The sequence below is a fragment of the Paraburkholderia hospita genome, assembly GCF_002902965.1.
Lineage (GTDB): Bacteria > Pseudomonadota > Gammaproteobacteria > Burkholderiales > Burkholderiaceae > Paraburkholderia > Paraburkholderia hospita.
Window position 1 is genome coordinate 2,854,947 of record NZ_CP026105.1, and the last position, 17,664, is coordinate 2,872,610.

Here is a 17,664-nt window from a genome sequence, read left to right on the forward strand (position 1 = left end):
GCCGAACCACAGCGGAGCCGCGTATGCCGCCTGCAACTGCGCGCCCCCTCCCCGATTTTGGCGCAGCCCGGAGGGCGGCCTGGCAGCGGGGCAAGGAGATCATCGACGGAAAAGATAGACGACGCATCCGTCGCCAATTTATGAAGCGACTCACGCGTCAGCGGCGAGGGGAAGGGGTGCTCGCCATTGCGCATGCCCAACCTGATTGATCGAGTCAGAACCAAGGAACGCCTTGACCACTGTCATTCCAAAGATGAACGAAGCGGTTGAAGTTGCCCTGCGGCGCTTTCGTCGCGCCATCGAAAGCACAGGTTTGGTCAAAGACTGGCGTGCGCGTACGGCCTACGAGAAGCGCACACAGCCGAACGCAAGCGAAAGAAGGCTGCCGCTGTCGCGCGACTGCGCAAGCAGATTTGCAGGGGTCTGCCCCACGGAAACTGTATTGACCGTTTCGCCTGAGTATCGCAGTGAGGAGCAAAACACGTTTGTCGACCGATGGGGACGCAATTCGTGAAGATCCTCCGTATCGGGGGATGACGCGCGATAAAAGGAACGGATACGCGCGCCTTGGTGGTACACTGGGTTGGTCGCCTCAACTTCCCCTCTAGAGCTTTCTGCCGATCAGGCGCAGTGTTGAAAGGCCGGGCGTTTGCGCAACTCTCCCTTCCGACTGTCTGGTCAACATCCGTCTGTTGCCAGAAGAAGCGATCCCCTCGTCTCCGGACGCCGATTACGTTGTGCCGCCGCGATGGTTCATCCATTGCGAAACGTTTGGCACATCAAATTCATCGCGATATCGCTCGCGCGAGGCGTGGACCACGAGTCCGCGCGCTGGTAGGGCTCGATCGCTCCCAGCGATGGCTCACACTTCTGGACAGCACATCATGGAAGACATCACGAGAACCTATAGGGGGCTGGAAATCTATCCCCTCGTTTATCCCCGCACACCGCGCGGCGCTGTCGGTTCGTACGACTACGGCTCAGGGTTCGACGCCGCCGTCAGGATTTGCCGCAGGGGGACCAACGATACACTGACCGCGAGCCGTGTCTTCCGAATTCCTCAGCTCACGCCGTTTCGTGCTGCTGGCGAGGCCCGGCGAGCATCGACCAACTACGCAGAGAGTCTCATCGACGGACAGATCGACGGGAAGTCAATCGGCGATCTCTAAGCGGTCCGTATCGGACCCCGCAGCAAGTCCAATTCATGTCGGAGGGCGAGTTCCCATGAAACGCGACGTTCCCGACCACGAAGACTATAACGTTGCTGCATCATCCCGCCGGGCATTTAGCGGATCCGTTCCGACGTTGAAAGTAACCCGTCTTTCCGACAGGCGGATCATTTATCCGTTCGCTGGCTGTGCCGACATGCCGGTCTGCGCGGACCCGGAAAGTGCCATCCAATATGCGGAAACATATGGCAGGCAACTTGTCGATGGCGACATTGCCGTCCCGGAGTAGTCCACGGCCCCAGCCGTAAATGTCGTTGCCGTTGGCGAACGACACGGCTGCTTGGCAATTGAGCACAGGGGTCGATGGAACCCCTTCTTCTCGCCGCGACACGCGTAGGGTGCGCTCGCGCAAACGCGCTGCTGACGCGTGCGCCAGTGGTTTCTTTTTCGTATACGATGAACGGCTGTTCTTGGTGATGAGTCGGCATGTCGTATTCTCCGAGCCGAGCGGCACTTCCCTGATCGCCTGGAAATTGAACTGCACGTCGATCGGTGAAGTTGGGCGCATCCGCCTCGTTTTCAATTCCGCTCTATGTCTACAGTAAAAGTATCTGGCGGCCCGGCGAGGCGCTTAGCTTGAACTGTGCACGGTACGCGGACATTTCGATGACTCTCACAGCGTGCTGAAGTGCTGCGATCCTGGGCGGTTCGTACATCCCGCTTGTAGAACGTGAACCGGTAGTCGGGCAAAATGGCAACGGTCAGATGGTTTGCAAGGAAGCGTGCACGGTGCGAGACATCGATCCGGTAGTTACGGTCAGACAGAGCGACACAGCGGCGCCCAGCGTACCTCCGACACACACCGCTGATATTGCGAATGCACGAGAGAAATGGAGTTGGTCATGACGATTGACATGCATGCAATTCCGCATTTCCTGGTTTTGCGTGGTAGAAGCCAATCCTATGTCCTGAACAAAGATCGGCTACTGCTTCGGCGCGAAGCGAGCCGCCTGCTGGACACCTTTGCGAAAGCGCGCGGCAAACCGATGTCCATTGAAGATATGCTTTGGGATACCTTCTCGCAGACAGAAGGATTCTCACTGACTGAACGTGAGCGCGCGTGTTCCTACACGCTGGTTCACGGCAGCGAGACCGAGCACCAGCTTAGGCTCCTGAGCAGCCTGTGACTTCGTGGTCTGGCGATTCGTAACGGATGCGACGAGGCGAGCCACTGCCCCTGGTTCGATGCATAGCGTATGCCCGACGTACTGTACTGGGCTCTGCCCGCATAGCGACTGCGTGGGCAAAAAAGGCGCCCACGTTCGATTACAACGGAAGCTTTGTGGAGACATGACGGGCTGCTTCCATCAAATATCCGGCCGACCGTCCGGTTTCGGGCGTCGCTTTCGACTGACCGCTCATGGCCGGTTGTACGCGTTCACCGCTTTTTGCCGCAACCCGCCGTTTGAAAGCCTCGACACCCCGCTAGCGGCAACTATATGGCGTCCTATCCTAGCGGGGCACTCGGTCGACCTACGTCCCTCGGGCATGCGGTGGATTGAGAAGTAACCCAGCCATTGGGTCGCGGGCGAATCCGCGCGGAGTGAGCAGCAAACAAGCGTCGCACTCTCGGGAGTTACATCGGACTCCTTCCGGTCACCCGCGACCATGCGTCGGCCAAGCGCGCGAATGTCATCAGCACCCAGGCCGGCGTTGCGCGGCGCGGTGTGCGCTCGCCCAGTGCATCGCCCACGCGATGCGCCAAATCAGCAAGGCTCGCGTGCTCGCCACCGACCAGGTAAGCCTCATCAAACCGCTCTCTCTGCCAGGCGCGCACCTGAGCGCGCGCGATCTCGCGGACATCGGCAAATGACCCGATGTCTGGCAGCTTCTCGCGATCCACCATGACGATGAGGCGCGCCCAGTTGTGACGGTTGCCGGCGAAGCGATCGATCGCGTATTCGATCTTGGTCGGCGCGTAAGCATAGAAGTGGCCGAAGCCGCCGCCCAGATAGGGGGCACTACCCACCTGCCAGAAGAGCCAGTTCAGTGTCTCCGTGCGCACTGCGAAGTCGTTCGGGAGGAAGGCGCCGAACTTTTCCGCGAGATAAAGCAGGATCGAGCCCGACTCGAACACGCGGATCGACTTCGGGCCGCTACGGTCGAGTAACGCCGGAATCTTTGAGTTGGGGTTGACCGCCACGAAGCCACTGCCGAACTGGTCGCCATCGCCAATCTTGATCAGTCAGGCGTCGTACTCGGCGCCGGCGTGGCCCAGGGCCAGCAGTTCTTCCAGCATGATCGTGACCTTGACGCCGTTGGGCGTGCCAAGCGAGTAGAGCTGCAGTGGGTGCCGGCCCACAGGTAGCTCCTTATCATGCGTCGGCCCGGCGATGGGGCAATTTGTGCTTGCAAAGGCGCCGCCATTGGGCCTGGTCCAGGTCCAGACCTCCGGGGGCGTGTAGTCGATGGAGTCCGCCATGTGTTCTCCGCAATCGGTTCGTGGCCGGTTCAGGCTGCCGGGGGGTAGTTCGACGGAAAGAGTGCGCGCTGCGTCTCTTCGTCGTTTATCTTCTTGAACGGGTGGTCTTTGCCGACGGCGCGCGCGCGCGCGACGGCCGGTCGCACATCGACAGTCTCGAAGAAGCGCTTGAGGTTGGGGAACGGCCCGAGGGGGTTGTCCGCGTTTTTGCGCACGCGCGAGGCGCGATCGAGCCATCCCCAGGCCGCAATGTCTGCGATGGTGTACGTTTCTCCGACCATGTACGTCCGCCCTTCAAGGTGATCGTTCAACACCTGGTAATGACGCTCGGCTTCGCGCCGGTAGCGGTTCACCGCATAGTCGAGGCCTGCCGGCGCGGCGAACTGGAAGTGCACGGCCTGGCCTGAGAACGGGCCGAGACCGGACGCGAGGAAGAGGAGCCAGGAAAGCAGCTCCGGCCGGTCTTCCGGAGAGCCGAGGAACTTGCCGGTCTTTTCAGCCAGATAGAGCAGGATCGCCGTGGAATCGAAGACGCGCGTTTCCTTGCCGGCCGGTCCCTCTGTGTCGACGATGGCCGGCACCTTGCCATTGGGGTTGATGGCACGGAAGGTTGGCGCGTGCTGCTCGCCCTTGCTGGTGTCGACGGGGATCAGTTCGTAAGGGAGGCCCGCCTCTTCAAGAAAGAGAGCGATCTTCGCCGGGTTCGGAGTGGGATGGAAATAGAAGCGGATCATGGCGGCAATCTAAGGTTTGCGAAACGGTTTGGATGCGTGGTGCGCTAGCTGGGCTTGTGGCCGAGGTCGCGTCCAGATTGCGAATTTTAGAATGCTCATTCTATAATGAATCGTTGCAGCGAGGATTGCAAGCTCGCTGAGCACTGATGGGATCGGGTGACGGAATGGCGAGACCGAGAGAATTCGACGAGATGGCGGTCTTGGACGCGACTGTCCGGTGCTTTTGGAGCCGCGGTTATGAGGCGACGTCAGTGAAAGATCTGATCCAGGGGACGGGAGTTACCGCGGCTAGCCTCTACAATGCCTACGGCGATAAGCGTGGACTTTTCCGGGCAGCCCTTGATCACTATGTGGAGCGCGGCATTATGGAGCGCATTCGGCGCTGCGAAGCGCTCCCCCCCCGTCAAGCAATTGGCTCCTTTTTCGATGAAATCCTGAGCCGCTCGTTGAATGACAACGAGCACAAAGGTTGCATGCTCGTGAACTCGGCCCTGGAAATCGCGCCACATGATCGCGAATTCCAGAGGAGCATCGCCAACGCGCTCGCTCGCATTGAAACGTTTTTCCTCCATTGCATCAACGCAGGTCAGGCCGACGGAACCGTCACCCTGTCGCAGTCCGCGGAAATCCTCGCTCGGCATCTCCTCGGCGTGCTAATGGGCGTTCGCGTCCTGGCTCGGGTTCGCCCCGAAAGAGCTCTACTGGAAGGAGTGGTTGCGCCAGCTCTTGCGCTGATCGCGCCGTCGGATGGCAAGTCTGTCTAACGAACGTGAGCGGCGACCACCCTGCCAAGCCCGAGTGAAAGGACAGTGTAGGCGTGCGAAGGTCAGCCGCTATATGGAACGACCAGGTTTGCGAAATCGATCAATCGATCCCGGTCAACCGACGCTTCCGGTGCGACGAGCTGATCAACTTTCTGGCGCAGCGGCAGGCTTTGTACTTGTTGCGTAACCACGGACGCAACCGCGCAGCAGTGTAGTTGTCGAGCGCCCGATACGCGGGTCTGGCCGTTCCTACCTTGGAGTAGTTCGCTCAGCCGCGCAGCGTGCGGTTCAACTTACCTACCAGCTCCATGGTCTCCTGCCACACCGTCTTGAGAGCGGTCATCGCATGAATCTTTTCGACCATGCGACGGATGGCCGCACCGGCATCAGCAGTTGCTCAGATCGGGCGGCGTCACCCGCTCCGGGTATCGCGGTAAAAATCAGCAGAGGACAACAGTTCGATGTCGAATGCAAAGGAGACACCCATTAGCCGGCCGGAGTCAAGGGCAAAAAAAAGTACGAACGGCCTTGCTGAGGTGCTTACAAAAAACACGCCCTCAGCTCAATACTTCATATCCATTTGCGCGACGGCTTGTCATGCTCCATCTCCATTCGCATCATCTTTGTCTTAGCAAGCGCGCGGACTCGATGTCGTGAGCTCGGATCAAATGACCTGGCCGCCAACCGAAACCTTCGTACTCCGGGCGCGCTTCCGTCCGACCGCGTCAACGCCCCCGATAGAGGGCTAACAGTTGCATTTGCATCTCCATCATCGATTCCTGATACTTCACATCCATCTGCATGACGGCGTGGTCATGCTCCATCTGCGCCTGCATCATCCTTGACTTGATCTGCACGACCTGATCGCGCTGCCCGGGCGTCAACCTGTCCATCGAGATGACGACCGCTGTACTGGACGGGCCAACGGACATCTCGCTGCGGCCGATACCCTGCGCGTCCGCAGTCGCGCCGAACGCGAGGACAAGCGGCACCAGCGCACACGTCATCAATTTGCGTGTCGTAAACATGGAAACTCCTATCAGCTGTGGAGGCATGCGCCAATCAGCACGTTGGAAAATATGCGTGGACCACGCCCGAACTCCGTATCAAATGACGCTGCCGGCAAACGACGCCGCAGCCCCGATTTGAAGCGCAGGGATGCCCCGGCTTTGCAATGGCGAACGATGTATCAATGGTCTGTTCGCCACCGGCTGGAAGGTTCACTGAACCTGCACTTCTGACGGATATTCTGGTTGGCGAATCTCACGTGCCTGTCAACGAAGAATCACGTGTTCATCACGAATGCAGGAGAGCGACAAGGCGTCGACGCTCTCATTGGTTGATCGCTGGCGTGCCGGCAGCCGTGGCGTAATTCCGTGTCAGGCGGTCCAGCACCATCTTGCGTTCGATTTCCACGGCCGCGCGCGCGGTGAAGATCGAATAGATGGAATCCATCAGCACGTCCTCTTCCTTCATTTCCTTCTCGTCGAAGAAGGCCATGTGTCCGACCACCTGCCGCTCGCTGTTGAAAATCGGAAGTCCGTAGTAGCTGTCGAACTGTTCGTCGCGCGGAAACAGTTTGCCGACCCCTGTCGCATGAAACGCGGGCCGCTTCAGGTTGAAGACCGCTTCGCAAGGCGTGCCCGCCAGTTCGAACTCAAAGTTCTCGCGAAAGCTGTCCTGAAACCAGAATGCGAGCGTATGGACACTCTTCGGCGGCCAGCCATTGCACTCGGTAACGAACGCGCATGACACATCGAGCGCGCCCGCGAAGTGGCGCACCAGCGTACGGAAAAAATCCTCGCCGCATGTCCCCGAGGTTCCTTCGACGATATGCTGAAGAATATTCTCGATTCGCCTCAGGCGCGTCACGTCCGTATCGAGCGCGATGAGGCGCGACGGCCGGCCGTTCGCGTGGCGGATCACGCTGCCAGTCGAACTCACCCAGCGGTAACGGCCGTCTTTATGCAGGAGCCGCAACTGTTGCTCATAGCGCGGCGTCGTGCCGTCCAGATGGGACTTGAGTGCCGCATCGGCTGCTGGAGCGTCTGCCGGATGGACGCACTGCAGCCAGGACAGTCGTGTATTCGGCAGTTCCTCGTCATCGTAGCCAAGCATGCTTTTCCAGCGCGGCGACAAGACGAAGTCGTTAGTCTGAAGATTCCACTCCCAAAGGCCGTCGTCGGCTGTGCGCATCGCGAGCACGTAGCGCTCTTCGCTGGACCTGAGTGCGACGTCGATCTGGCTGCGCTGCTCCGTCGCGAGTTCCAGCGCCTGCTCCAGATTCTCCACCTTGCCATGGAGCAAATCGATCGTCGTCCGGGCCTGTTCAATCTCATTGGATGCGCGGGAAAGCGGGCCAGTGCGCGGGTTTGGGGCGCTTTCGCAGGGGTACGCATGCATGATCGCGGCCAGCGGGCGCCGCACATACGCGTCGATGGCCGCGCTGGTGACCGCCAGGAGCAGCACCAATCCAGCGGCGACGACGATCAGGATGCCCACTCTTGTCGAAATCGGCTCCGCGCCAGGCACCCAGCCCACCGCGAGATAAACGAGCATGAGCAATCCGCAAACAGCGATTGGAAGCAGCAGCTTTCGTCTGAGGCCCATATGCATTGTCCCTGGACAGAAAACCGCACGTCGAAAGACGATGGCGGCGACTAGTCCGGCTTGAGCGTTGCCGGATGCAGCCCGGGTGGAAAGGCGTGCCTCGGGCGTCATGTCAATCCTTCGAAGATAGCGCGGATCCAGTGTGCCGTGAGCGCCGGCATAGGTACACGGCCGATCGCGACATAAACGCAACAGCGTCGTGATCCTTTTGTGATCTTTATAGGCGAAAGTACACAGGCGAGCCAACCCAGCGACGAGAATTTCTGATGCAATCGCTAAATAGTCCATTTGAAGCGCCTGCTGCGATTCCCTGCGACGTCGGTATAGGACTTCGCGCGCCGCATTATCGGCAGATCCTGTCGGAGCGGCCGGCGATTGGCTGGATGGAAGTGCATAGCGAAAACTACTTCGGCGATGGCGGCCAACCCCTGCACTACCTCCATCGGATTCGCAACGCGTATCCACTGAGTCTGCACGGTGTCGGCCTGTCCATTGGCACGACGGATCGCCTCGATATGGGCCATCTGAGGCGCCTGAGGGCGCTTGTCGAGCGCTTCGAACCCGGGCTCGTCTCGGAGCATCTCAGTTGGGGAGCGGTCGCCGGACGCTTTCTGAACGACCTGCTGCCGCTGCCTTATACGGAGGAGGCGCTCGCCGTGGTACGTGAGCATGTTCAGGAAGTGCAGGATTACCTGGGCCGGCAGATTCTCGTCGAGAACGTCTCGAGCTACATACGCTTCCGTCACTCGACGATCCCCGAGCACGAGTTCATCAGCGAGCTTGCAGCAAGCACGGGCTGCGGGATTCTCCTCGATGTCAACAATGTCCACGTCAACGCAGTGAACCACGGGATTGACCCCGTAAGCTATCTCGATGCGATGGCGGTTCACGCGGTCAAGGAAATCCACCTGGCTGGATTCGACCGTGTCGGCGACCTGCTGATCGACACGCACGGACAGCGCGTCGCTGAGCCGGTGTGGGCGCTGTACCGGCACGCGGCGAAACGCTTCGGGCCGGTGCCGACGTTGATCGAATGGGACACCGATATTCCCGAACTCGCTGTCCTTCTCGACGAAGCCGCCAGGGCCAGCGCCATCCTCGGAGACGAACATGCCGTCTCTGCGTGAACTTCAACTCGACTTTGCCGCGGCGATCATCGATCAGGACGTGTCCCGCATGAGCGATCACGTGCTGACAGGCGGCACCGCTGCCGGCGAACGGCTGAATGTCTATTTCAACAACACCTATCACAACCTGAGGGAAGCGTTACGTGACGTGTTCCCGGTTGTCGAGCGGCTCGTCGGCGAGCGCTTCTTTGCCTACGCCGCCGACCAGTACATCGGCGAACATCCGTCGACGACCGGCGATGTGCATCGGTTTGGCGCCACCTTTGCAACGTTTCTCGCGGGCTTCGCTCCCGCGGCATCGCTCCCTTACCTTCCCGACACCGCGAGGCTGGAATGGGCGATGCATGAGGTCTTTCATGCCGCGGACCACGCGCCGCTCGCGATCGACCGCCTTGCCGCAGTCGTGCAAGCCGGCTGCACGACGCTGCGCTTCACGCTGAATCCCGCTTGCCGTCTGCTTGCGTCATCTTTTCCGGTGTCGCGCATCTGGTACGTCAATCAGCCCTCGGCAACCGACTCCGACTATGTGGACGCTGATAGCGGCGGCGATTTCCTGCTGATCCGGCGTCGCAACTTCGTGGTCGAAGCGCGGCCACTCGGACCAGCCGTGTTCGCGATGCTACAGTCGCTCTGTGCAGGCGCGAGCGTCGACGAGGCGTACGACAATGCCATGCTCGTCGACGATGCCTTCGCGTTGGGGGCGTTCATACAGCAGCACATCCTGGAAGCGACAATCGTCGACTTCGATACCGGGAACTCATCATCATCAGGCTGACGGTGCCTGGATCCGGCGGCGGCATCGGCGCCGGCCTGCACACCACCGCCATGCTCGTCGAGAGCAATGTGCTCATCGATGCGGGCGCTGGCGTGGGCGACCTGTCGATCGAGGCGCTGTCGCGCATCGACGCTGTGTTTCTCACGCACAGTCATCTGGACCATCTGTGCCTGGTTCCGTTTGTCGCCAATACGGTCGGTCAACTGCGTCTAAAGCCTCTGACGATCTCCTGTGGCCCGATCTCACGTCATTGCCGCATCCTGGCTGACCCTACGGAGATTGTTGAAGACGTGTGTTCTCAACATGTCGAGCATTTCCTTAAGTCCATAGCGCTTGCGGTGAAACCGTGCGGCTTGGGTTGCGTGGCGATCACGGCGTTGCCTGCAAGCCGTACGGTGCCGGCCATCGGCCAGCGGATCGACAGCGGCGCCGCGAGTCTCGCGCTCACCGGCGATACCGGCCCTGACGACGAGCTATGGAGGTGATAAACGCAATCGGCAACTTGCGCTACCTGATCATCGGAACAGCATTTTGCGAACGCGACCGCGACATGGCCGTCGTCTCCTGGCACCTGTGTCCGAGTCTGCTTGCCGGCGAACTGGCCAGGCTGAGCGTGCCCGCTGAAGGTTTCATGACGCATCTGAAGCCGGGCGACCGCACCGTCACGATGTCGCAACCGACCGGCATGGCCAGACGATTCCTGCCGAAGGTACTGCGGGAAGGACAGGTATCCGGGTTTTGCGCGATGCACCACACGCGCATCACGCTACCGCAAGATCGACGATGAACGTCGTGCCGAGCCCGGGCGTGCTTTCGACCTGAATGTCTCCGCCATGCAGTTCGACAATACGGCGCGTGATTGCAAGCCCGAGCCCAGCGTTGCCGGTGCTGCCGAACTCGGCCCGGTCCACCCGATAGTAGCGATCGAAGATATTGTGCAGTTCGTCGCCCTGGATCCCCTGGCCGGTATCGCGCACACGCAGTTCCACGCGCGCTCCCGCCGGCCGGACCTCGACGCCGATCTCCCCACCGGCTGACGTATAGCGCATCGCGTTCTCAATGAGGTTTTCCAATACCTGCTCGATCATGCCGATGTCGGCGCGCACGGGCGGACAATCCGGCTCGCACTTCGTGACGAGCGTGAGCTGGCGCTTCTGCGCCTTCAGCGCGAATTTCTGCACGACATCCTGCGCCAGTTCCCCGACCGGAAAGGTCTCGATCTGAGGAGTCACTTCATGTGCCTCGAGTTTCGTCAGTTCGAACACATCCTTCACCAGCCTGGCCAATCGCTCGCAGTGCTTTACCGCAATTTGCAGGTAGCGATTCCTTTCTTCAGGCGTCAACTCGTCCGCCCTGATCAGCATGGTTTCGAGGTAGCCCTGCATCGACGCGAGCGGCGTTCGCAAGTCGTGCGAAACGTTCGCGAGTAATTCACGCCGCTGTCGGTCAACCTGTTCGAGCTGGCTAAGTTGTATGGCGATGCGCTCCGACATTTCCTGAAATGCGGCGCTTAGCCGATAGATTTCGTCATCGAGATTGCCAGGCAGCGCGAGCGGCACCGGCGTCGTGAACCCACTTGCACGAAATGCTTCGATCGATTCCGACAACATGCGCAGCCGGATGGTGAGAAAGCGGAAGACGATCAACGCAGCGATCAGGCTGAACACGACCGTACCTATGATGAGGTCAGTGGCAAGTTCGAAGAGCCGCTGCGCCTCGAGCATCTTCTGCGAGGCGAGGATCATGATTGCGCTGATCGCGATGAACACCGTCATCAGCACACTCGCGAGCTTGCCGTACAGCGTTCGGAACATGAGCGGATCAGCCTTTCGAATCGTTTCGGAACTTGTAGCCGACGCCCCACACGGTTTGAATATATTCGGGTTCGTTGGGGTTGATCTCAATCTTTGCGCGAAGACGGTTGATGTGCGAATTGACGGTGTGCTCGTAACCGCTATGGCTATAGCCCCAGACCTGATCCAGCAACTGGCTGCGGCTATACACGCGTCCGGGGTTTTGCGCGAAATGCAGCAGAAGCTGAAACTCCTTTGCCGTGAGACAGATGGGCTCGCAGCGAACCGTCACCTCGCGCTTCTCGATATCGATCCTGAGGTCCTTCGCTTCGATCGCCTTCGGTGCATCCGCCGCCGGATTGACAAGCACGTCGACGAGCCGGAACAACGCTTTCACCCGCGCGACGAACTCGAGGACGCTGAATGGCTTCGTCAGATAGTCGTCGGCGCCCATCTCAAGACCAAGCACGCGGTCGAGTTCCGTGGATCGCGCGGTGAGCATCAGTATCGGCGTATAACGCTGTTCACTGCGCAGGCGTCTGCAGATTTCCAGGCCGTCGACCCCTGGAAGCATGAGATCGAGTACGAGAAGGTCATACGGCTGGGCAAGCGCTTCCGCGAGCCCTGCCTTGCCATCGTTGCGCACGGTCACCTCGCAGGATAGCCGGGTTAGTTGCATCTTGACCAGTTGCGCGATGTCGTCTTCGTCTTCGACCACCAGAACATGACGTGACACAGCTTCACCTCTTTTGCGTGCGTGACGGCACAACGCCGTTTGGTGGGTTCGACTTCGTGCCCTGTGCCCTCTGCCACTTCGGCCATCACCCCCTGATCATTCTAGTCCGTGAGGCACCGCGATCCAACCTGCCATGACGCCGCGCACCTCTAAATCGCGCGTCGTGACAGAAATTTGATTTTTCGCGGACAACGGCGTGAGTTCCGTTTTGCACACTACTTACCAGAGACAGGCAAACGGTCTGTCCGAGTCCCAACCGATCCCGGAGAACCCATCATGAAGAGCAAACCGATTATTCACGGCGCCATTGCGAGCCTGCTCGCGTTTGGCGCAATCGGAGCAAGCACGCACGCATTTGCCGCCGACTTCGAGAAATGCGCGGGCATCGCGAAGGCCGGCAAGAACGACTGCGGCACAAGCAAGAGTTCGTGCGCCGCAACAGTGAAGACCGATCGTGACGCGGAAGCCTGGGTCCTCGTGCCGAAAGGCACTTGCGACAAGATCGCAGGCGGTCGTCTGCAGATGTCGGCAGACGCCAAGCCGGGTGGCAAGAGCGGCGTGCTCAGCCCGGCGGCCAAGGCTGCCCAGGGCTGACACACGTCAGCGCCTTGTCGACACCCGGTACGGCAGGCCTCGTTAGCGGCCCGCCGTCAGAGATCACGAATCGAGGAACCCGAAATGAAGTCGCCATCCAACCCGTCCGGAATCACGTCGGCTTCGTCCGGCCTCCTTCCGTTGAAAGCAGTCGTCGCCGGCAAGGCAGTTATCGGCGCGCTGGAAATTCTGACCCCTGTGCTCGACCTGGGCATCCGCATCATGATCGGCCTCGTCTTCTTCCAGTCGGGCCTGACCAAGATCGCAAGCTGGTCGACGACGCTCGCGCTGTTCCATAGCGAGTATTCCGTACCGTTTCTGCCGCCTACGCTGGCCGCGTATCTCGGCACCGGTGCGGAACTGGGCTTCCCGGTCCTGCTGGTGCTCGGACTGGGCACGCGCGGCGCGGCGTTCGGCCTCTTTGTCTTCAATATCATCGCCGTGCTTTCGTATCCTGGTCTCGGCGATGTCGGCCTGCGCGATCACCAGTACTGGGGCCTCTTTCTACTCGTGATACTGATGCACGGACCGGGCAAGCTCTCGCTCGATCACCTCCTCGGCCGTCATGTAGGGCGCACACTGGCCAGTCGCTAGTTATCGCGCGAACGAGCCTTTCCAATACGAGGAGCAGACATGAGCACCGACAGGAACATCGTCATCATCGGGGGCGGATTCGCCGGCACCACGCTGGCGCGGCATCTCGAGAAAATCGTGCGGCCACCGTACCGCGTGATCCTGGTGAGCGAGGAAAGCTATACCACGTTCAACCCGATGCTGGCGGAAGTGGTCGGCGCTTCGGTCTTCCCCGAGCAGGTGATCGTGCCGATCCGCCAGATGTTGGTCCGTTCACGATTCATCATGGCGACGATCACCGATGTGGACTACACGCGCCGGGTCGTGCATGGCAGGACGCTTGCGGGAACCCGCGAGATTCCATTCGAGCATCTGATCTTTGCTTTCGGCACCCGGGCTAATCTCGACATCGTGCCAGGCATGGCCGAACATTCTCTGCCGCTCAAGCTCGTCGGCGACGCGATGTTCATCCGCAACCGGGTATTACGTCAGCTGGCGCGTATCGAACTCGAAACCTGCCCCGAACTGCGGCGTCGGCTGGGGCATTTCATCGTGATCGGCGGGGGCTTCTCGGGCGTCGAGGTCGCGGGCGAACTGGCCGACTATATCCACAGCATCAAGCGCTTCTACAAACTCGTAAAGGACGACGAACTGGCCATCACGATCCTTCAGGATGGCGAGCGGTTGCTGCCCGAGCTGCCCGAGCCGCTCGGCATCGCGGCGGCACGGCTGATGTCCGGACGCGGTATCGACGTGCGTCTGAAGAGGCGCGCGGCACAGGTGCACGCCAACGGCGTCACGCTGCTCGACGGCACAACAATCGACGGCGGAACGGTGGTCTGCACGATCGGCACGAAGCCGAATCCGCTCGTGCAAAAGCTGATACAGAGCGTTGCGTTGCCGGTCCAGCGCGGCCGTATCGAAACCGAGCCCGACATGTCGGTGCGGGGCATGCCGAGTCTCTGGGCCATCGGGGACTGCGCGCTCGTCAGCAACGCGGCGACCGACAGCCTCTCCCCGCCCACCGCCCAGTTCGCGATGGCCCAGGCGCGCCAGCTCGCGGTCAATGTCGCACACTGCCTGCTGCACCAGCCGGGCAAGCCGTTCTCCTACGAGACCAGGGGGGCGATGGCAACCATCGGCCACATGAAGGGCGTCGCGCAGATTTATGGCGTCAACATCACAGGGCTGCCGGCCTGGCTGCTGTGGCGCGCACTGTACCTCGCGCGCATGCCGACACTCGGACGCAAGCTGCGCATCTTCGTCGAATGGACCTGGGGCATGTTCTTCCCCACCGACATCACGCACCTGCGCTTCACGCGCACCCACGAGGCCGATGAAGAGCCACGCGAGACGCTCGGCAACATGCCTGTGCAAACGGCCATCGGGGCAGACCGGCCGTCCGGCCTACCCAGGTTTCGCGCCAGCGTTCAGCATGCCAACAGCAATTTCTAACGGAGCCTTTCATGCTTCATGGTAAATCCGCCATCGTCACCGGCTCGACCAGCGGCATCGGGCTCGGCATTGCAAGCGCGTTTGCCGCGCACGGCGCTAACGTGCTGTTGAACGGCTTCGGCGACGCGGACGAGATCGAGGCGATACGCCGGAACCTCGAACGCGAGCACGGTGTGGGCGTGCGCTATTCGTCCGCTGACATGGGCAAGCCCGACGACATTCGCGCCATGGCGCGCTACGCACGCGCCGAGTTCGGCCACGTGGACATCATCGTCAACAACGCGGGCATCCAGCATGTTGCGCCCATCGAAGAACAGCCCGATGAGAAGTGGGATGCGATCCTCGCGATCAATCTTTCGTCCGCGTTCCATCTCATCAAGGTCGTACTGCCCGACATGAAGGCACGGCGCTGGGGGCGAATCATCAACATCGCATCGGCTCATGGCCTGCTCGCGTCGCCGTTCAAGTCGCCCTATGTCGCGGCGAAACACGGCTTGCTCGGATTATCGAAGACGGTCGCGCTCGAAGTCGCCGACCACGGCATAACGAGCAACACGATTTGCCCCGGCTACGTGAAAACACCGCTGGTCGAAAAACAGATCACTGATCAGGCGAAGGCACACGGCATATCTCCAGAGAACGTGGTGCGCGACGTGATGCTCGTCCACCAGGCGCGCAAGGAGTTCGTGACCGTCGAGGAGCTTGCAGCGCTCGCGGTGTTCCTGAGTTCCGACAGCGCGGCTTCGGTGACGGCGGCGGCGCTCACGATGGACGGCGGCTGGTCCCAGCACTAAGAGGTGCAACATGGCTGCGAAACGCGAGACGAGGCCTGCGAACAGCGGCCAAAAACCAATAGCACTTGCCTTACAGGGCGGTGGTGCGCGCATGGCGCGTTTGCGTGGGGCGCGCGCGACGCTACAGCTGCGGTACATCGATGTGGTGATCGTGCACATAAATTCGATCGTGCGTCGAGTCGTGCCCACCACCGCGAGCGAAATTCTCAACTGCATCAATGAAGTCGGCTTCAATTGTTCGCTGGTGCACGAACTGCGCAATCGGTCTCGTCACCCAGCCGATCGAGGACAGCAAGATCGCACGCAGTGAAATGAAGCAGATGCTGATCCATTCGATCCGCTACGACGGAACCATGACTGCGCGTGGCGTGTCGGGCAAGCACGACGCGAGTTCCTCTGCTTTCTTCACGACAAGAGCCGCGCGCAAGCCGGCGCGTGGCTCGCAGCGAACTACGACACGATCGGCCAGCGCCCGAGCGTCGACATTCATCACGAGTGGCTTTAACCGGCTGCATCTTTTCTGCCGGATTCATTCGGGCGTGTGCCCGCCATTACCCACCTGAGGAGAGAGGTACGTCATGAGCACCAAGAGTCAGCAACGCGCGTCGATCTGGCGTCAGTGTGTCATAGCGGGAATGGTCGCCGCCGGGCTGTCGGTCGCGGCAGGCGCGGCGAGCGCTGGGGAATGTCCGCTCGACAGGCAAGTGGCGGACGGCCAGGGGCAGAAGCCCGGACCAGGCACACCGACGGGCGTAACCGACACCGTGCGGGCGTCGACCGACTTGTCGAAGGAACCGCTTGCCTTGCAGGGGCGGCTCTTGCGGCTGCGCGAACTCGACGTGGCGCCGGGCGGCATCGTGCCCTGGCATAGCCACAAAAACCGGCCGGCGCAGATCTACATCGTGTCCGGCGAAATCGTCGAGTACGCGAGCAATTGCGCCGTGCCGATCGTGCACAAGGCGGGCGACGTGGCGCCTGAGCGCAACGGCACACAGCACTGGTGGAAGAATGAAGGAACAGTACCGGCGGTGCTGATCTCGGTCGATCTCTTCCCAGTCGAAGCGAAGATGGACGCGCACACCATGTAAGGGTGCGCCACGAGGTGCCCATGCCGCAGCGCGTGTCGCACAGGCGCCGGACTGTTTGCCGAGTGGACATCGGTCCAGCCCATCCGCTCTATGTCGCTCAGGCATCACGCATCTTCGATTCACCCGAACCGACGAGGTCGACCGCGACACGCGGTCGCCGCAGCCAAAACCTTCAACCCTGGGAGTTCCACCATGCCCAAGCAGAAATCAGCCATCGTCACCGGGTCGACCAGCGGCATCGGCCTCGCGATCGCACGTACCCTGGCCGAACAAGGGACCGATGCCATGCTCAATGGCTTCGGCGACGCGCACGAGATCGAGTTCACGCGCGCCGGGTTGCAACGGCAATACGGTGTGAAGGTGCGTTACTCGGGCGCCGACATGCGCCAATCCGGGCAGATCCACGCCATGACCGAGTTCGTCCGTGCCGAGTTCGGCAAGGTCGACATCATCCTCAACAACGCCGGCATCCGGCATGTCGCACCAATCGAGGCGTTTCCCGAGCCGAAGCGGGATGCGATCGTCGCTAACAACATGTCTTCCGCGTTCCACCTCATCAAGGCGGTCATGCCTGAGATGAAGGCGCGGCGCTTCGGCCGCGTCATCAACATCGCCTCGGCGCACGGTCTGACCGCCTTGCCGTTCGAGGCCGCCTACGTGACGGCCACGCATGGCTTGATCGGCCTGTCCAAGACGGTGGGCCGTCGAGGTCGCCGAGTTCGGCATTACCTGCAACACCATCTGCCCTGGCTATGTGAAGACCCCGCTGATGGAGAAGCAGTTCGACAATCAGGCGAAGGCGCACAACCTCTTGCCCGACGACGTGATGCTCGTGAATCAGGCGCGCAAGGAACTCGTGAAGGTCGAGGAGTTGCCGGCGCTTGCAGCATTCCTGGCAAGCGATGCCTCAGCGTCCATGACCGCCAACGCGATCCCCGTGGATGGCAGCTGGACGCAGCACTGAAGCCGC

General features: G+C 60.9%; 19 protein-coding genes and 3 pseudogenes. 16 read left to right on the forward strand and 6 right to left on the reverse strand.

The window, feature by feature from the left end; genetic code table 11:
- Positions 1–232: 232 nt before the first annotated feature.
- The 4 genes and pseudogenes from rpsU to C2L64_RS12940 all read left to right on the forward strand — a co-directional run bounded on the left by rpsU (position 233) and on the right by C2L64_RS12940 (position 2,356).
- Positions 233–459: pseudogene (gene rpsU / locus C2L64_RS12925) on the forward strand (30S ribosomal protein S21).
- Between the two features lie 425 nt (positions 460–884).
- A complete protein-coding gene (locus C2L64_RS12930; RefSeq protein WP_009769853.1) occupies positions 885–1,169 on the forward strand; it encodes a hypothetical protein in 285 nt (94 codons plus the stop codon).
- 55 nt (positions 1,170–1,224) lie between these two features.
- Complete coding sequence (locus C2L64_RS12935) at positions 1,225–1,458, forward strand: DUF6723 family protein (RefSeq protein ID WP_081498924.1); 234 nt, start codon at positions 1,225–1,227, stop codon at positions 1,456–1,458.
- A gap of 613 nt (positions 1,459–2,071) precedes the next feature.
- Positions 2,072–2,356 carry a hypothetical protein gene (locus C2L64_RS12940; protein ID WP_039902009.1) on the forward strand — a complete coding sequence of 95 codons (285 nt, stop codon included), beginning with the start codon at positions 2,072–2,074 and terminating at the stop codon, positions 2,354–2,356.
- A 752-nt stretch (positions 2,357–3,108) separates the two neighbouring features.
- Here C2L64_RS12940 and yghU read toward each other — a convergent pair.
- Positions 3,109–3,651 (reverse strand): annotated as a pseudogene (yghU, locus tag C2L64_RS12945) (glutathione-dependent disulfide-bond oxidoreductase); the annotation flags it as partial.
- A gap of 29 nt (positions 3,652–3,680) precedes the next feature.
- A complete protein-coding gene (locus C2L64_RS12950) occupies positions 3,681–4,385 on the reverse strand; it encodes a glutathione S-transferase family protein (protein WP_009769857.1) in 705 nt (234 codons plus the stop codon).
- A 164-nt stretch (positions 4,386–4,549) separates the two neighbouring features.
- Between C2L64_RS12950 and C2L64_RS12955 the strand changes: the two genes are divergently transcribed.
- The gene (locus C2L64_RS12955) at positions 4,550–5,149 is read left to right on the forward strand and encodes a TetR/AcrR family transcriptional regulator (protein WP_039902004.1); all 600 of its coding nucleotides are present in this window, start codon (positions 4,550–4,552) and stop codon (positions 5,147–5,149) included.
- Positions 5,150–5,874: 725 nt separating this feature from the next.
- Here C2L64_RS12955 and C2L64_RS12965 read toward each other — a convergent pair.
- Both C2L64_RS12965 and C2L64_RS12970 read right to left on the reverse strand, forming a co-directional pair.
- Positions 5,875–6,177: a hypothetical protein gene (locus tag C2L64_RS12965; protein ID WP_009769860.1), complete on the reverse strand. Its 303-nt coding sequence runs from the start codon at positions 6,175–6,177 to the stop codon at positions 5,875–5,877.
- 304 nt (positions 6,178–6,481) lie between these two features.
- Complete coding sequence (locus tag C2L64_RS12970) at positions 6,482–8,047, reverse strand: PAS domain-containing protein (protein ID WP_244144664.1); 1,566 nt, start codon at positions 8,045–8,047, stop codon at positions 6,482–6,484.
- Here C2L64_RS12970 and bufB point away from each other — a divergent pair.
- The 4 genes from bufB to C2L64_RS12990 are packed head-to-tail and all read left to right on the forward strand — an operon-like array spanning position 8,026 to position 10,448.
- Positions 8,026–8,886 (forward strand): MNIO family bufferin maturase, encoded by an 861-nt coding sequence (gene bufB, locus C2L64_RS12975; protein ID WP_090838844.1) that lies wholly within the window; start codon positions 8,026–8,028, stop codon positions 8,884–8,886. The genes C2L64_RS12970 and bufB overlap by 22 nt on opposite strands.
- Positions 8,870–9,661 carry an HvfC/BufC N-terminal domain-containing protein gene (locus tag C2L64_RS12980; RefSeq protein ID WP_009769863.1) on the forward strand — a complete coding sequence of 264 codons (792 nt, stop codon included), beginning with the start codon at positions 8,870–8,872 and terminating at the stop codon, positions 9,659–9,661. The genes bufB and C2L64_RS12980 overlap by 17 nt, the downstream gene beginning before the upstream one ends.
- A 50-nt stretch (positions 9,662–9,711) precedes the next feature.
- Positions 9,712–10,146, forward strand: coding sequence for an MBL fold metallo-hydrolase (locus tag C2L64_RS12985; protein ID WP_131542688.1), 435 nt, complete (start codon positions 9,712–9,714; stop codon positions 10,144–10,146).
- Complete coding sequence (locus C2L64_RS12990; protein WP_131542689.1) at positions 10,143–10,448, forward strand: hypothetical protein; 306 nt, start codon at positions 10,143–10,145, stop codon at positions 10,446–10,448. The genes C2L64_RS12985 and C2L64_RS12990 overlap by 4 nt, the downstream gene beginning before the upstream one ends.
- Here C2L64_RS12990 and C2L64_RS12995 read toward each other — a convergent pair.
- Positions 10,423–11,475, reverse strand: a complete 1,053-nt coding sequence (locus C2L64_RS12995; RefSeq protein WP_086909117.1) for a sensor histidine kinase — start codon at positions 11,473–11,475, stop codon at positions 10,423–10,425. The two genes, C2L64_RS12990 and C2L64_RS12995, sit on opposite strands and share 26 nt — an antisense overlap.
- A 7-nt stretch (positions 11,476–11,482) precedes the next feature.
- A complete protein-coding gene (locus C2L64_RS13000; protein ID WP_407671768.1) occupies positions 11,483–12,133 on the reverse strand; it encodes a winged helix-turn-helix domain-containing protein in 651 nt (216 codons plus the stop codon).
- A 333-nt stretch (positions 12,134–12,466) separates the two neighbouring features.
- Between C2L64_RS13000 and C2L64_RS13005 the strand changes: the two genes are divergently transcribed.
- The 7 genes and pseudogenes from C2L64_RS13005 to C2L64_RS13035 all read left to right on the forward strand — a co-directional run bounded on the left by C2L64_RS13005 (position 12,467) and on the right by C2L64_RS13035 (position 17,658).
- Positions 12,467–12,784 carry a BufA1 family periplasmic bufferin-type metallophore gene (locus C2L64_RS13005; protein ID WP_009769866.1) on the forward strand — a complete coding sequence of 106 codons (318 nt, stop codon included), beginning with the start codon at positions 12,467–12,469 and terminating at the stop codon, positions 12,782–12,784.
- Between the two features lie 84 nt (positions 12,785–12,868).
- Positions 12,869–13,378, forward strand: a complete 510-nt coding sequence (locus C2L64_RS13010; RefSeq protein ID WP_009769867.1) for a DoxX family protein — start codon at positions 12,869–12,871, stop codon at positions 13,376–13,378.
- Positions 13,379–13,417: 39 nt separating this feature from the next.
- A complete protein-coding gene (locus tag C2L64_RS13015; RefSeq protein WP_009769868.1) occupies positions 13,418–14,812 on the forward strand; it encodes an NAD(P)/FAD-dependent oxidoreductase in 1,395 nt (464 codons plus the stop codon).
- Positions 14,813–14,823: 11 nt separating this feature from the next.
- Positions 14,824–15,606 carry a 3-hydroxybutyrate dehydrogenase gene (locus tag C2L64_RS13020; protein WP_009769869.1) on the forward strand — a complete coding sequence of 261 codons (783 nt, stop codon included), beginning with the start codon at positions 14,824–14,826 and terminating at the stop codon, positions 15,604–15,606.
- 10 nt (positions 15,607–15,616) lie between these two features.
- A complete protein-coding gene (locus C2L64_RS13025) occupies positions 15,617–15,916 on the forward strand; it encodes a hypothetical protein (protein WP_143055827.1) in 300 nt (99 codons plus the stop codon).
- Positions 15,917–16,184: 268 nt separating this feature from the next.
- On the forward strand, positions 16,185–16,694 hold the full coding sequence (locus C2L64_RS13030; RefSeq protein WP_009769871.1) for a cupin domain-containing protein: 510 nt from the start codon (positions 16,185–16,187) through the stop codon (positions 16,692–16,694).
- A 192-nt stretch (positions 16,695–16,886) separates the two neighbouring features.
- Positions 16,887–17,658: pseudogene (locus tag C2L64_RS13035) on the forward strand (3-hydroxybutyrate dehydrogenase).
- Positions 17,659–17,664: the final 6 nt, after the last annotated feature.

What these genes read in the sequence shown, in the direction of transcription:
- C2L64_RS12930 (WP_009769853.1), top strand. Translation starts at nt 885, where the DNA reads ATGGAAGACATCACGAGAACCTATAGGGGGCTGGAAATCTATCCCCTC.
- C2L64_RS12935 (WP_081498924.1), top strand. Translation starts at nt 1,225, where the DNA reads ATGAAACGCGACGTTCCCGACCACGAAGACTATAACGTTGCTGCATCA.
- C2L64_RS12940 (WP_039902009.1), top strand. Translation starts at nt 2,072, where the DNA reads ATGACGATTGACATGCATGCAATTCCGCATTTCCTGGTTTTGCGTGGT.
- C2L64_RS12950 (WP_009769857.1), bottom strand. Translation starts at nt 4,385, where the DNA reads ATGATCCGCTTCTATTTCCATCCCACTCCGAACCCGGCGAAGATCGCT.
- C2L64_RS12955 (WP_039902004.1), top strand. Translation starts at nt 4,550, where the DNA reads ATGGCGAGACCGAGAGAATTCGACGAGATGGCGGTCTTGGACGCGACT.
- C2L64_RS12965 (WP_009769860.1), bottom strand. Translation starts at nt 6,177, where the DNA reads ATGTTTACGACACGCAAATTGATGACGTGTGCGCTGGTGCCGCTTGTC.
- bufB (WP_090838844.1), top strand. Translation starts at nt 8,026, where the DNA reads ATGCAATCGCTAAATAGTCCATTTGAAGCGCCTGCTGCGATTCCCTGC.
- C2L64_RS12970 (WP_244144664.1), bottom strand. Translation starts at nt 8,047, where the DNA reads ATGGACTATTTAGCGATTGCATCAGAAATTCTCGTCGCTGGGTTGGCT.
- C2L64_RS12980 (WP_009769863.1), top strand. Translation starts at nt 8,870, where the DNA reads ATGCCGTCTCTGCGTGAACTTCAACTCGACTTTGCCGCGGCGATCATC.
- C2L64_RS12985 (WP_131542688.1), top strand. Translation starts at nt 9,712, where the DNA reads ATGCTCGTCGAGAGCAATGTGCTCATCGATGCGGGCGCTGGCGTGGGC.
- C2L64_RS12995 (WP_086909117.1), bottom strand. Translation starts at nt 11,475, where the DNA reads ATGTTCCGAACGCTGTACGGCAAGCTCGCGAGTGTGCTGATGACGGTG.
- C2L64_RS13000 (WP_407671768.1), bottom strand. Translation starts at nt 12,133, where the DNA reads ATGCAACTAACCCGGCTATCCTGCGAGGTGACCGTGCGCAACGATGGC.
- C2L64_RS13005 (WP_009769866.1), top strand. Translation starts at nt 12,467, where the DNA reads ATGAAGAGCAAACCGATTATTCACGGCGCCATTGCGAGCCTGCTCGCG.
- C2L64_RS13010 (WP_009769867.1), top strand. Translation starts at nt 12,869, where the DNA reads ATGAAGTCGCCATCCAACCCGTCCGGAATCACGTCGGCTTCGTCCGGC.
- C2L64_RS13015 (WP_009769868.1), top strand. Translation starts at nt 13,418, where the DNA reads ATGAGCACCGACAGGAACATCGTCATCATCGGGGGCGGATTCGCCGGC.
- C2L64_RS13020 (WP_009769869.1), top strand. Translation starts at nt 14,824, where the DNA reads ATGCTTCATGGTAAATCCGCCATCGTCACCGGCTCGACCAGCGGCATC.
- C2L64_RS13025 (WP_143055827.1), top strand. Translation starts at nt 15,617, where the DNA reads ATGGCTGCGAAACGCGAGACGAGGCCTGCGAACAGCGGCCAAAAACCA.
- C2L64_RS13030 (WP_009769871.1), top strand. Translation starts at nt 16,185, where the DNA reads ATGAGCACCAAGAGTCAGCAACGCGCGTCGATCTGGCGTCAGTGTGTC.